We start from the raw sequence: 13,197 nt of genomic DNA, 5'->3' as shown, positions 1-13,197 counted from the left end.
TTCGAAACGTGCCCGCGTCCTCAAGAGCAACGCGCCGGATACCGCCGCGCTTGGCAGATTGCAACCCAGGCAGCAGCGCGTGCGTCGGGTCGCCCCTGTGAAGCCCACCCGCCACAGCGCGCACACTGTCACGCCGCGCCGCAGCTGGACTCGCGTGGACGCAGGCGCTAGCGTGGTGCGGATTTTTTGCCTACAGGGGAATGCCCAATGAGCCACGACGCGCAGCCGCGCCAGCTCACCTTCCGTGCCGTCGCGCTGGCCATCGTGCTGGCGGTGGTGCTTTCGGCCGCCAATGCCTACCTCGGCCTGTTCGCCGGCCTGACCATCGCCACCGCCATCCCGGCAGCCGTCGTGTCGATGGGCGTGCTGCGCCTGTTGGGCGGTGGCACCATTCTGGAAAACAACATCGTCCAGACCGGTGCGTCGGCCGGCTCGTCGATCGCGGCCGGAGTGATCTTCACCATCCCCGCGCTGGTGATCATGGGCTATTGGCCGGACTTCAAGTACTGGTGGGTGCTCGGCATCGCCGGTATGGGCGGCCTGCTTGGCGTGTTGTTCTCGGTGCCGCTGCGGCGCTCGATGATCGTCGAAGACCCGCTGCCGTTCCCCGAAGGCAAGGCGGCGGCCGAAGTGCTCAAGGCCGGCGAAAATCCCGGCCCGGGCTTGAAGATCCTGGCCATCTCCGGCGCCATCGGTGCGCTGGTCAAGCTGGCTGCGGCCAGCGGCCTGCGCGTGATTCCCGACACCTGGGCGCAGGCCACCTACCTGGGCAGCAGCCGGCTGGTGGGCTATATCGGCACCAACCTGTCGCCGGCGCTGCTGGGCGTGGGCTACATCGTCGGGTTGAACGTAGGCATCGTGGTGCTGTCCGGCTCGATCCTGTCCTGGCACATCGCCATCCCGCTGTACCAGCAGTTCTTCATGGGCTCGGACCCGGCCCTGGCGCAGAGCCTGGTCGGTGCGTCGGCTGCCGATGCAGCGTTCGGCATCTGGGGCGCGAAGATTCGCTACCTCGGTGTCGGCGCGATGTTGATCGGTGGCGTGTGGACCTTGTTCTCGCTGCGTAAATCGCTGTTTTCCGGCGTCAAGAGCGGCTTTGCCGCTGAGCGCAAGAGTGGCGGCGGCGTGGTTGCAGAGACCGAGCGCGATCTGCCGATGAAGTGGATGCTGGTGGCGCTGGTGCTGTGCACGCTGCCGCTGCTGGGCCTGTATCAGGCCATCGTGCAGCAGTGGCATGTGTCGATCCCGATGACCATCATCATGATCGTGGCCGGCTTCCTGTTCGTATCGGTTTCGGGCTATCTGGCGGGTTTGATCGGTTCGTCCAACAACCCGGTGTCGGGCATCACCATCTCCACCATCCTGTTCGCTTCGGCGGTGCTGGTGTTGCTGCTCGGCAAGAGCGGCCTGGTGCCGGTGGGCATCGGCGCTGCGCCGCTGGGCGCAGTGGCCGCCATCATGATCGGTGCGGTGGTGTGCTGCGCGGCGGCGGTGGGCGGGGACAACCTGCAGGATCTCAAGGCCGGTTATCTGGTCGGTGCCACACCGTGGAAGCAGCAGCTGATGCTGGGTATCGGCGCGTTTTCGTGCGCATTGATCATGGCTCCCGTGCTGAACCTGCTGGCCCAGGCCTACGGCATCGGCCCAGCTACGCCACAGCATCCCAATTCGCTGGGCGCGCCGCAGGCGACGCTGATGGCCTCGGTGGCCAAGGGCCTGTTCGGCGGCCAGCTGCCGTGGAGCATGATCGCGATCGGTGCCGGCGTGGGTGCAGCCATCATCGCGTTGGACGAATGGTTGAAGGCCACCGGCAAGCGCTTCCGTGTACCGGTGCTGGCCGCGGCCATCGGTATCTATCTGCCGCTGGAATTGATGGTGCCGATCTTCCTCGGTGGTCTGATCGCGCATCTGGTGGAGCGCTTCCACAACATCCGTGCCGACGACGAAGACGGCCGTGATCGCGTGCATCGCCCGGGCGTGCTGTTTGCCGCCGGCCTGATCACCGGCGAGGCATTGATGGGCATCGCCATCGCCGTGCCGATCGTGCTGTCCAGCCGCGCCGATGTGCTGGCATTGCCGGCCGCGTTGCAGCTCAACCAGTGGGTCGGCCTGGCGATTCTGGCCCTGGTCGGCTGGCTGCTGTATCGCGTCGGCAAGCGCGGCGAACAGGTCGCCTGAGTGCGATGCCAGATGGCGCATGCGCCCAGCATGCGCCATCTGCAAGCCGCGCGTGGTTGTATGCGTGGCTGATCCATTGCAGGTGTGATGGATCGGGAATCAGCTGTCTGGGCCGCCGGTCTCTACCCGGCGAAGACATGCCAGCGCCGCAATGGCGCCAGGTCCTCCGTACGACGGAAGTTGATTCGCCGTTTCGATTGCATGGCTGCGACTGCGTCCGACGCACCGCATGCGAACCGTGCAGCATTACCGCATGCAGGGCATCTCTGCCTGCATAGCCATCAGCTACCGCCATCGACATTCAATGTCTTTGCGCCGGCTTTACGCCCTGCGCAGCTGCCAGGCATAGCGACTTTATGCCGCTGCTGCTTATCGTGCCGTCTCCCGCACAACGGTGCGCCATGAGTGCTGCATGCCTGGACTGATCCTGATCCCAACCACGCTGTAGAACGTGGCGCGCTCACGCTGTGCATGACGCCGCAAAGCCAGGCACGTGTCTGGCAGTGCAAGCCCGCGCACTTCTCGGCAGCAGGCGTATGCATCGCATCAGTGACCGCACTGACGCCGCACTGAAAAAAACCAGTTGCGGCGCCGCCGACCAAGCGCAGCGCCGCCATGCCGCGCGTCGTAACGCTTTACTCATCCCACTTTTCAACGCTGCACGGTCATGCGATCCGTGCCGCGCTTTGCCTGGAATCACTGCAATGCCCACCATCACCTCGCGCTCGTCCACCCGCAAGACACCCGCATCGCTGCTCGCCGTCATCGTGACTGTAGCGCTGAGCAGCCTCGCAGTTCAGGCGCAGGCGCAAGACGCCACCGAAGCGGCGCTTTGCACCGATCGGCCGACCAAGGCCAATGCCACCTGCACCGTGCCGGCTGGCGCCTGGCAGCTGGAAACCGACATCGGCAATGACACGCGCGACAGCCAGCCCGGCACACGCACAGAAACAGCGTACTTCACCAATCCCACGCTCAAGTACGGCGTCAGCGACCGCATCGATCTGCAACTCAATTGGGCGCCGCAGCTGCAAGTCAAGACCACCGACCGCGCCACCGGCGCGCGCAGCAGCCTGAGCGGCGGCGGCGATCTCTATCTGCGCATGAAGGCGAGTGTGTACGAGAGCGACACCGCCAGCGTGGCGCTGCTGCCGTTCGTCAAGGCACCCACCGCGCGCACCGGATTGGGCAACGACGAATGGGAGGGCGGCGTCGCATTGCCGATCAATTTTGCGCTGCCCAACAGCTTCTCGCTGACGTTCGGTCCGGAACTGGATTGGTTGGCCGACAGCGATGGCAGCGGCAAGCATGTCGCCATCGTCAACGTGATCAATCTGGCGCGCCCGCTGACACCGAAGGTGTCGATGGCGGTGGAGCTGTGGTCCTCGATCAACCGCGACCCTGCACGGACCGTCGAGCAGTACTCGGCCGATATTGCGGCGACGTATCTGCTCAACCCGCTATTGCAGCTGGACGTGGGTGCGAATTTCGGCCTCAACGACCACACGCCCGACAGGCAGGTCTACGTAGGCCTGTCGCACCGCTTCTAAGAGCAGCTCACAAAACGACTGCGTAGCCGCCAGGCGGGTGCGGCCGGTGCTCGGAATCGGCATGTGCCACGCGTACACCGCGGTTCCTGTGCGCCGTCCGCACCCGCCTGACGACTGCTCGCTACGTTTTGTGAGCCGCGCTAGAGCGCCCAGCCGCCCGTGCCGCGTGCAGGCGGCATGGGCCAGGCGCATGCGTGCGCGGCGCACCACGTCGCGTGCGCATGACCTCCTGCCTTTGCGCGTGCGCCGCAGCAACGCCTACCATCGACGTTTTGCCGTTGCCGGAGAGCTCGATGAAGCTGCGTCACGCCGTATTGCCCCTGTGTCTGCTGGCTGCCCTGCCAAGCCTTGCCGCCGCGCGCGGTTTCGATGTGCGCGACATGGTGGCGCTGGACCGGGTGTCCTCGCCCACGCTCACGCCCGATGGCAGCAGCGTGCTGTTCGCCAAGCGCCAGGCCAAGACCGCCAATGGTAAGCCGGCCACCAGCCTGTGGGTGCGCAATCTGCGCACCCGCGATTTGTCTCCGCCCAAGCGGCTCATCCCGGAAGGATGGAACGTCAACAGCCCGGCGTTGTCGCCGGACGGCAAGACGGTGTACTTCCTCAGCAGCAAATCCGGTAGCCAGCAGCTCTACGCGCAGCCGATGGCCGGCGGCACCCCGCAGCAACTCACCGCATTTGCAGTAGACGTGGACAGCTACAAGCTCTCGCCGGACGGCAAGCGCATCGCCTTCAGCGCGGGCGTGTTCCAGGACTGCGGCTCGGACCTGGGCTGCACCAAGAAGAAGCTGGGCGAGCGCAAGAACAACAAGGCCAGCGGCGTGGTCTACGACCAGTTGTTCGTGCGTCATTGGGACACCTGGAACGATGGCCGCCGCAATACCTTGTTCGTCGCCGAGTTGCCTGCGACCGGTGCCAAGGCAGTGGTCGGGGCGTCGGCGATCAGCGCCACGTTGGCCGGCGACGCGCCGTCCAAGCCGTTCGGTGGCAACGACGATTACACCTGGTCGCCGGATGGCAGCAGCGTGGTGGCCAGCGTGCGCATTCCGCAGCCGCATGGCCCGGAAGCAGGCAAGACCGCCAAGACCGGCGGCAAGCCTGTCGGCAACGACGAGCCGTGGCAGACCAACTTCGATCTGTACCGCCTGGATGCGACCGGCAAGTCCGCGCCGGTCAACCTGACCGCGGCCAACCCGGCCTGGGATGCCGGCCCGGTGTTCAGTACCGACGGCAAGACCCTGTACTACCGCGCCATGAAGCGCCCGGGTTTCGAGGCCGACCGTTTCGGCCTGATGGCGATGGATGTGGCCAGCGGCAAGACCCGCGAGATCGCGCCGAAGTGGGACCGCTCGGCCGGCGAAATCGTGCTGAGCGACGACGGCAGCAGCCTGTACACCAGTGCCGACGATCTCGGCGAGCATCCGCTGTTCAAGATCGATATCGCCAGCGGCGAGGCCACCAAGCTGGTGGGCGAGGGCAGCGTGCACGCCCCGACGCTGGCCGGCAATACGCTGGCGTTTACGCGCAGCTCGCTCAAGAGTGGCGACCAGGTCTTCGTCAGCGACACGCAAGGCCAGGGCCTGCGTGCGATCAGCCAGAGCGCCGGCGAACTGCTGCCAGAGGTGCAGTTCGGCGACTACGAACAGTTCCAGTTCAAGGGCTGGAACAACGACACCGTGCATGGCTACGTGGTCAAGCCGTACAACTACCAGGAAGGCAAGACGTACCCGGTGGCGTTCCTCATCCACGGCGGCCCGCAGGGCAGCTTTGGCAATGGCTGGAGCAACCGTTGGAATCCGCAGACCTACGCCGGCCAGGGCTACGCGGTGGTCATGATCGACTTCCACGGCTCTACCGGCTACGGCCAGGAATTCACCGACGCCATCAGCCAGCATTGGGGCGACCGCCCGCTGGAAGATCTGCAAAAAGGCTGGGCCGCCGCGCAGAAGCAATACGGCTTCCTCAACGGCGACAAGGCCTGCGCATTGGGCGCCAGCTATGGCGGCTACATGGTCTATTGGATGGCCGGCAACTGGAATCAACCATGGAAGTGCCTGGTCGACCACGACGGCGTGTTCGACAACCGCACCATGGGCTACGCCACCGAGGAATTGTGGTTCAGCGAGTGGGAAAACGGCGGCACGCCGTGGCAGAACCCGGCCGGCTACGAGAAGTTCAACCCGGTGCTGCACGTAGACAAGTGGAAGGTGCCGATGCTGGTCATCCACGGTCAGCAGGATTTCCGCATTCCGGTCGAACAAGGCCTGGCCGCCTTCACCGCGCTGCAGCGCAAGGGCATCGATTCCAAGTTCCTGTATTTCCCGGACGAGAACCACTGGGTGCTCAAGCCGGATAACAGCATCTTGTGGCATGACACCGTCAACAGCTGGCTGAAGCAGCATATCGGTCAGTGACGGACGACCGACACGCCGCCAGGCGCGGCGTGTCGGTTGCTTGAGCGAATGCGTTCTCTGGGCGATGGGCGCTGTCGACGTCACCGTTCCGGCAAGCGAATCCTGACTGTTGCGCCTGAAGTGCTAGCGAGCCGATTGCGCGCACTGCCAGACGCACGCTGCCGGCACTCCACGCCGGCATCTGCCGCGCGTGCGCTGCGGTTCTTCCTGGCAGTCCATGCCCACCTGACACCTGCTCAGTGCTAGCCGCGCTTGGCCAGCTGGCCTTCCACGATGTCCAGAATCTCGGACACCGCAATCCCGAACGAGCCGGCACGCCCGGCGTCGAACGCGGCCTTCCACTCGGCGTACCCGGGCAAATACGCCTGATTGGGCGTGCTGTCGCCGACGTGTTCGGCAGCGCTGCGCTCCAGCGTCTGTGCAATGACCGGAATGTGCGGCAGCGTGTCCAGCGTTCCGTTGGGCATTCCCGCATGACGCACATGGACGTCGCTGCTGGTCACGTGCAGGATCTGGCCACCCTGCGGATGCGTATCGATCTGGTTGATCAGCAGTAGCGGCGTTTCGGCGGCGCTGCGCCCGCGGCAGCGCCACAGCTGCCCGACTGCATAGGTTGAAGACGTCGTGGTTGAAGAGCTGGCCATGGCCATCGGTGACTCCGCGGGCAAACCCCAATGATGCAGCTTGCTCGCGACGATGGCGACCGGGCAGGCGCTGGTCGCGCCGGTATCGATGCGTCTGCCGTTGGCTGCAACGATGGATGGCGGCGGCGAATGGTGATCTGCAGCGTTGTCAGTTCCAATGACGCGCGCTGGATGAGGACGCTTGAACTGGCCCGGTTGCAACGCCGCTGTCCAGATCACGGGCCAATGCATCCCAAATGCGATTGCCGCAGCGCATCACGGGCATGTCAAACTAGCGCATCTTCCTCTTCCCAGTTCCCTGCCAGGACCGCAAGGACCGTTTGCATGCGCACGTCGTTCCGCCCCGCATTGTGGGTATCGCTCTGATCTGCAGTCCCGCGTTGGGCGCTGCGTCGCGGCCTGCCGTTGCGCCTGCGCGCGCGCAGGTGGCGCTGACTGCGTCGTCCGAGCAAGGCGGCGACGCGAGCGTGCCATTGCTGGCCGTGCTGAAATCCGGCATGGGGTATCGCGCGTTTGCGCAGGCGGTGATGGAGCAAGGCTGGCAAGTGGTGGATCCCCTTGCGGCCGATAGCTGCATGGCCGCTGGCGACTGCGAGATCGAGTTCATTGCGCCCGGCGGCAGCGCGCGCCTGCGCGTGCAGGTAGGCTCACAGGCCGGTGCGGCGGTGGTGCAGAGCTGGCGTGCGCGACAGGTGCCGCTGGATCGCATCGGTAACCCGACCGCTGCGGCGGGAGATGCCAAGCCTGCACCGGCGGCAGTGGACGCAGGCAACAACTCGCGCTGAGTCCCCAGGCCGCAGGCAGATCGCGCATGCGGCGTATCATGGCGCGGCAGGGGCGGATTGTTTCGATCGCGCGCCTGGTTTGATGCGCCTTTCCCGGTCTCGAGCACCTTGCCCTGCATGAACCCTTTCGCATGAAGAGCATCGATCCTGCCGATCTTGAAGCGTTGTTCGATGCCGTGCCGGACGTGTTGTTCTTCGTCAAGGATCGCGAGGGCCGCTACACCCACGTCAACCAGACCATGCTGCGGCGGCTGGGGCTGAAGTCGCGCAAGGACCTGATCGGCAAGCGTGTGGCCGAGGTCTATCCCAGTGGCCTGGGCGCAAACTACGCCAATCAGGACGAGCAGGTGCTTGCCGGCGAGGTGATCGACAACCTGCTGGAGCTCCACCTGTTCGCCAACCGTGAGCCTGGCTGGTGCCTGACCTGCAAGCGGCCGTTGGTGGTGAACGGCAAGGTGCAGGGCATCATCGGCATCTCGCGCGATCTGGGCCCGCAGGATGGCCACGAATCGCAATACGAAAAGCTGCGACTTGCGCTGGCGTATCTCAACGCCAATTACGCGCAGAACGTCCGCATGCAGGCGTTGGTGGAGATCACCGGATTTTCCATGTCCAAGCTGCAGCGCTCGTTCCGCAAGGTATTCCAGCTCACGCCGCAGCAAGTATTGGCCAAGCTGCGCCTGCAGATGGCGATGCATCTGCTGCACGGAAACAAGAGCCTCACCGAAATCGGCCACGCTTGCGGCTTCAGCGATCAAAGCGCCTTCGCGCGGCAATTCAAGCAAGCGGTGGGTATGACGCCGCGCGAATATCGTGCGTTGGCGAATGCGCAGCAGTTTTCGACCGAAACAGTGTAGAGGGCGGGGCGATCTCAACGTGCATGCGCACGACATGGGGTGCGCCTGAATTCTCTTGAACTGCCCGATGAGGTGTTTTTCGAACAAGCGCCCTGTGGCGGGCCGATACCGCGTCGCGTGCCTTGCCCAGGCGGCTAGCCTGGGCCGCAGCGCACGCCTTGTCTCCACGCGCCACAGGACGCTTCGCACTCGTCTCACAGTCAAAGGGCGTCGGACGTGTTAGCGGGTCTTGATAGGAGCTCAAAGTATTTGGAGATGCCTTGATCGCCTTGTCCGGTCCTTGAATAACGGCGTGCGCAGTCGAGTCGTCTTCGTATCAGTCACCAAGCATTCGCGCCGCATGCGAACGGCGCAGCATTCGGTGGTCTACTAAGGCGGCGATGTCACGTACATCGACATGAGTGGGTCGCGCTTCTTGCGTTGAAACGGCAATACGGAGTCGCTGCAGGTCATCCCGCAATTGCATGATGAAGAATGCCGGGTGGAGCCAGCAGTGAGTGACGCAGGCGCTGCAGCATGCAACACGATGAGGCAGGTGGATCGAGCGCCATGGCACAGGTAACGCGGTTATTGCGTCACGCAGTGGCAACACGCATTGCTGCCGGCTAGCAAGGCTGGGGTGCCGCACCACCACGTTCCACGCACATTCCCGGGCGGGGGGACACTCGGACGCCGTGCGCGAGCAAATTGAATGGCGATATCGGAGGATGCACCGTGCCTAAGATTGAATCGACCAAGCAGGCCCCACCGGATCCCGCGCAGTTGATTCAAACTGCACCGACACCATCGGGCTCGGGATCAGCCGCAAGCACGTCTGCCGACAGTGCGGCGCCCTCAGCGCAACTCGGCGGGCTTTCCATCAGGCCGCGGCGGCTGGGCCGGGCTTCCAGAGCCAATCTCCCAGCGGCATCCTCTACCAACGCACAGGACGTCATGGCGGCGCTCTTTGCCGCGCCGTCAGTTCCGCAAGGGCCAGATCCTTTCGAAGTATTGAGCAAGGCCTCGTCCAGGCTGACACGCTTCAACGACCTGGCACAAAACATAGTGCCGACACAGCCAACGGATATCAGAGCACTGGAAGCAAGACTTCGGTCCGGAACGTCCGCGATCGAATCGGCTCGACAAGGCTTGCAGGCGCTGGCCGAGTTGAATATCCAAAAATGCATGCCGGTCGACAATATCGAGAACACGAGGATTTCCTGGTGACGCATCTCGCCGTAGCCGCATGCCTGCACCACGACTCATGCAAGGAGATGATCGATCAGAAAGTGGCTACCGAATTGGGCCATGTGCGGACCCAAAGGGTCGAGATGGTGGTGTTTTCTCCTGAGGCCCTCCGTCTGCAGCAACCGGAACCATGGCTTGCGTTACGCGGCCATCTTCTGAATGCCCTTGCCGCGATGGAGGACGTTTGCCAGCGCATCAAATCGCCGATGACGCGTCAGGGGCCGCGCGACTCGCTCAAGGTCAATCTTCCGGTCGTCAGGGCGATGATGGGATCGTGCCATGAGCGGATGCAGACGGTCCGCGGAATGCTCGTCGAAATACATTCAAGGAGACTTGCCGATGAGGCCTGCAATTGCGGCCTGCCCCAGGTGCTTGACGGTCTGAGGGAGCTCGAAGAAGTCGAGGATCTTGGCCACGCTGAGGTGGGTGAAGCGCTCAGGCATGTGATCCAGGTCCATATCGAACGCCTGTCCTCAACCGAGCACTCACTGACGCCGCAGATGCTGGCCATGTACAAGCAAGTGCTTGTCGAATACGCCGAGCTGCGTGGCCGAGCGGCGACGCAGCTGTGTATGGATGCCGCCGCGCTCATCGAGGACGGGGGGCGTGCCACAGATCATCTATGGCCAACGATGCTCGATCTTGCCCAGGCACTTGCCGACCAACGCCAGGCAATTCTTGACGTGTGTGATTTCGCCATCCAGGACAGGCAGCTGATTGGCGCAGCAGCGGCTACGCCCGAGCAAGCACCGGCGTCGAGCACACCAAGCATGCCGACAACGACAACGACAACGACAGCAGGCAAATCGAGCAGGTCACACAAGGCAGGCACGCGTACGCCTGATGCTTCCAGCTCGGCGGCAGCGCCCGCCGCGCGGCGGGTCATTGACGAGCGCAGCGCAGCGCAAAAGCAGGCCGACGAGATACTGAGAGGCACGCGCTTGGAGTCGTTGCCAGTGGCAGAACTCGGGGGCGATTTCATCGCGCTCGCCAAGCGCCTCGGCAAGGACACCACTGACGTAGAGCGCCTGATCGGCGACTCCAGGCATGACGCGGCGACGGCCTTCGATTTTGCCAGGACCTGCATGCAGGGCTGGTTCGGATCGAGTGAGCGTCTGCTGCAGCTCAAAAGCAAGCTCCGTGCAGGAGACGGGCGCATCGAACAACTCGATACGCGGCTGCGGCTTCTCCAGAGGATCGAGGATGCTTTCGAACGGCGCGAAGCCGATGCGCTCAAGACCGATCCGCAGCCACGGGCGCCGCATCTGGAGCGCCTGTTGGCGATGAATGGAGTGGCACGCGTCACGGCGCCGAAGCGCCTTCGCTCGGAGGGCGACCGTGGCAGGCTATTCGAGGTGCGTATCGAGCACGCGCCGCAGTCAAATGGAGACATTCCCGCGCCCTGGTTCATCCACATACATACCGAAAAACCGGTAACCCCCGCCAAGCTGCGCGCGCTCCATTACAAGGACTTGGCCGCCGTCCACCTGAAGACCGCGAGGGAGGTCAACCTGGGCGCACGCTGGGAGGAGATGATGCGCGCCCTCGGAAATACCGAGGCCAAGGTGCACCGGGCAACCATCGGCTCCAAGCTGCTTGGCCAGCTTTGGGCGGCTGGCTCTGGCGGGCAACAATAATCACGACGCTCGGTCGGTCCTTACCAAGGAAGGAGATCGCCGGAACGAGCGCCCTCAGCGCTGCACGGATCACTCACTGTGAGTGGCCAGTTGCAGCAGGCCAGGTAAGGGCGTGAAAACGGTGAGCATTTGATAGAGGCAATTCGGCGTCAGGGAGCTCGGGTCTCTCTCCTGCCAACGCCTTGCTGGAAGAAAGCCGGTGTCAAACGCCCGAGCCAGTGTACGCGCAGGCGCTGGCGCGCGGCCAGGCGTGTTTCATCCAAGACCTTCGCGGTGGGCGGTACTGGTACCGCGCACTTGCAGTCCGTGGCTCATATTGGTCGCAGCCATCATTTGCGGCATTTTTGAACCACGTTGCTGAGGAAGGAGGAATTGCGTGCCAATACCTGATTCACCAGCGCGGCATCCGGCATCCAACCCGCGGCAGACATGCCTTTCAATTGATCGCCCAACGAGCGCAAGGAGGACGTGGCGGAGTCTACATCGAGCGCGGCGTACCACTGCTTGACCATTTCCACCTCAGGCGTGGCTTGCCAGGTAAGGGCCTCGTGTATGGCCTCGATGACCATGGCATGTACGCCATCCAGGCCTTTGGCATAACGACTGCTCATCACGCTTGCATCAAGCAGCACCTGCAGTGCCCGTACCGGGTTCTGGATGACGTCTCCCCAACCATACCGAAGCGGCTCCCGTGAATTTGCCTGCGTATCTTTCTCCCGGTCGTAGCGAAAGCCGGTCACATCAATGCTGATGACCTTGTGGCGTGCATCTTCTCCGGGAATGACCAGCATATTGTCAGGGCCCAGATCAGACGCTTCGCCCAGGGTCAGCCTGGCCAGCAACGAGGCGAACAGCCCGTCCAGACCGCTGTGGCGCAAGGTATCGATCAACGCCTGTTTGCCCGAACGAAGATTAGCCGGATCGTTGATCCGCGCAAGCAGCGCGTGGTCTGCGGCAAGTTCATCGGCCTGCGCACCGCTGCCGGCTGCGGAGCTTTTCACACGGACAGCGGCTTGCTTGGCCTGCGCAAGCGTAACGTCAGGCGGCAGAAACGCCTTGGTCAGAAATGTATCCAGCGGCTCTGCATCATGAATCAGGCGCGAGGTGATCAAGGCGTTGTCGGGCAGTGTCAGCAGTGATGAGTCCGGAATGTTTTGCCGCGAAAGATGGTGCCCCTGCAGCGCGTTGACCAAATCCTGTGAGGCAGCGACGTTGATGACGTCAAACAAGGCAGGGATGCCAAGCGGATTGCGTAATCGAGGATCAGCGGCAACCAGGCTGTCGTGAATCTCGCAGACATCGTCGATGTCCAACGCACCTGTCTTCGCCTTTTCCGTCAATCTCTTACCTTTTTCGGTATCGAGATAGGCATGGAAGGCCAGTGTCAGCCATTGTTGCGTGGCCTGCTTGTCCATGCTGCCTTCAAGCAGCCTGGCTGCCGAGCCGACGATGTAGCCCAAGCGTTTGTTGGCCTCCACGCCTCGGCCCTTCGCGCAACAATCCACTGCCTGACCTAGCAGGCTGCGCGAAATCCCGGTTTTGACAAGATGCTCCTGGCCATCGAGCATCCCGACCATGCCCACATCGCTGCCTCCCAACGTCGCCTTGGAGCGCGAGAAGACAACAGCGCTTTCGGACAGGCTCATCGCGTGGCGATGGCCGCCGATGTCGGCCCTGGTGGCTAGGGAAGGTCTGAATAACGAGGCCTGAGAGTGCGGGATGTCGCGTCGTTCCGAAGAGTGGCGTTTGAATCTTTGGAATTTCGCCATTTCTGGCGCTTTCCGTGGGAATTTCCTGGTTTACAGGCGCACGCTCCCCATAGCCGGCAGCAACTGCTTTCGCTTCATCCACAGATTGGAGAGCGCAAACAAGGTCAGCACGTGTGCGGTGTTTTTGGCCAGGCCG

General features: G+C 63.4%; 7 protein-coding genes, 1 other RNA gene and 2 pseudogenes. 7 read left to right on the top strand and 3 right to left on the bottom strand.

All coding sequences use genetic code 11. From position 1 onward, the window contains the following. Positions 1 to 207: 207 nt before the first annotated feature. The 4 genes from F7R02_RS13835 to F7R02_RS13820 all read left to right on the top strand — a co-directional run bounded on the left by F7R02_RS13835 (position 208) and on the right by F7R02_RS13820 (position 6,142). Positions 208 to 2,178 carry an OPT family oligopeptide transporter gene (locus F7R02_RS13835; protein WP_078588829.1) on the top strand — a complete coding sequence of 657 codons (1,971 nt, stop codon included), beginning with the start codon at positions 208 to 210 and terminating at the stop codon, positions 2,176 to 2,178. A gap of 704 nt (positions 2,179 to 2,882) precedes the next feature. Next, the gene (locus tag F7R02_RS13830; protein WP_078588828.1) at positions 2,883 to 3,728 is read left to right on the top strand and encodes a transporter; all 846 of its coding nucleotides are present in this window, start codon (positions 2,883 to 2,885) and stop codon (positions 3,726 to 3,728) included. Between the two features lie 61 nt (positions 3,729 to 3,789). Continuing rightward, positions 3,790 to 3,865, top strand: a non-coding RNA gene (locus F7R02_RS13825) — sX9 sRNA. Positions 3,866 to 4,021: 156 nt separating this feature from the next. After that, a complete protein-coding gene (locus F7R02_RS13820; protein WP_078588827.1) occupies positions 4,022 to 6,142 on the top strand; it encodes a S9 family peptidase in 2,121 nt (706 codons plus the stop codon). A gap of 242 nt (positions 6,143 to 6,384) precedes the next feature. On the opposite strand, the gene F7R02_RS13815 is transcribed toward F7R02_RS13820, so the two are convergent. Further along, positions 6,385 to 6,792 carry a hypothetical protein gene (locus tag F7R02_RS13815; RefSeq protein WP_235857266.1) on the bottom strand — a complete coding sequence of 136 codons (408 nt, stop codon included), beginning with the start codon at positions 6,790 to 6,792 and terminating at the stop codon, positions 6,385 to 6,387. Positions 6,793 to 7,166: 374 nt separating this feature from the next. On the opposite strand from F7R02_RS13815, the gene F7R02_RS13810 reads away from it, so the two are divergent. From F7R02_RS13810 to xopP, 3 genes and pseudogenes are all read left to right on the top strand, one after another. Next, a complete protein-coding gene (locus F7R02_RS13810) occupies positions 7,167 to 7,571 on the top strand; it encodes a hypothetical protein (RefSeq protein ID WP_078588826.1) in 405 nt (134 codons plus the stop codon). A gap of 131 nt (positions 7,572 to 7,702) precedes the next feature. Then, positions 7,703 to 8,428 carry an AraC family transcriptional regulator gene (locus F7R02_RS13805; protein ID WP_005918445.1) on the top strand — a complete coding sequence of 242 codons (726 nt, stop codon included), beginning with the start codon at positions 7,703 to 7,705 and terminating at the stop codon, positions 8,426 to 8,428. A 714-nt stretch (positions 8,429 to 9,142) separates the two neighbouring features. After that, a pseudogene (gene xopP / locus F7R02_RS13795) lies at positions 9,143 to 11,292 on the top strand (type III secretion system effector XopP). Positions 11,293 to 11,621: 329 nt separating this feature from the next. Here xopP and F7R02_RS13790 read toward each other — a convergent pair. Next, positions 11,622 to 12,860 carry a type III secretion system effector protein gene (locus F7R02_RS13790; RefSeq protein WP_151210112.1) on the bottom strand — a complete coding sequence of 413 codons (1,239 nt, stop codon included), beginning with the start codon at positions 12,858 to 12,860 and terminating at the stop codon, positions 11,622 to 11,624. 231 nt (positions 12,861 to 13,091) lie between these two features. Continuing rightward, a pseudogene (locus F7R02_RS13785) lies at positions 13,092 to 13,197 on the bottom strand (IS5/IS1182 family transposase); the annotation flags it as partial.

Origin of the sequence: Xanthomonas cissicola (genome assembly GCF_008801575.1) — a bacterium.
Taxonomy (GTDB): domain Bacteria; phylum Pseudomonadota; class Gammaproteobacteria; order Xanthomonadales; family Xanthomonadaceae; genus Xanthomonas; species Xanthomonas cissicola.
Note: the sequence above shows the minus strand (reverse complement) of the source record. Positions and strands in the feature narration are given on the sequence as shown.

Excerpts from the sequence above, each read along its gene's own strand:
- F7R02_RS13820 (WP_078588827.1), top strand. The coding sequence starts at position 4,022 with ATGAAGCTGCGTCACGCCGTATTGCCCCTGTGTCTGCTGGCTGCCCTG.
- F7R02_RS13830 (WP_078588828.1), top strand. The coding sequence starts at position 2,883 with ATGCCCACCATCACCTCGCGCTCGTCCACCCGCAAGACACCCGCATCG.
- F7R02_RS13815 (WP_235857266.1), bottom strand. The coding sequence starts at position 6,792 with ATGGCCATGGCCAGCTCTTCAACCACGACGTCTTCAACCTATGCAGTC.
- F7R02_RS13805 (WP_005918445.1), top strand. The coding sequence starts at position 7,703 with ATGAAGAGCATCGATCCTGCCGATCTTGAAGCGTTGTTCGATGCCGTG.
- F7R02_RS13835 (WP_078588829.1), top strand. The coding sequence starts at position 208 with ATGAGCCACGACGCGCAGCCGCGCCAGCTCACCTTCCGTGCCGTCGCG.
- F7R02_RS13790 (WP_151210112.1), bottom strand. The coding sequence starts at position 12,860 with ATGCTCGATGGCCAGGAGCATCTTGTCAAAACCGGGATTTCGCGCAGC.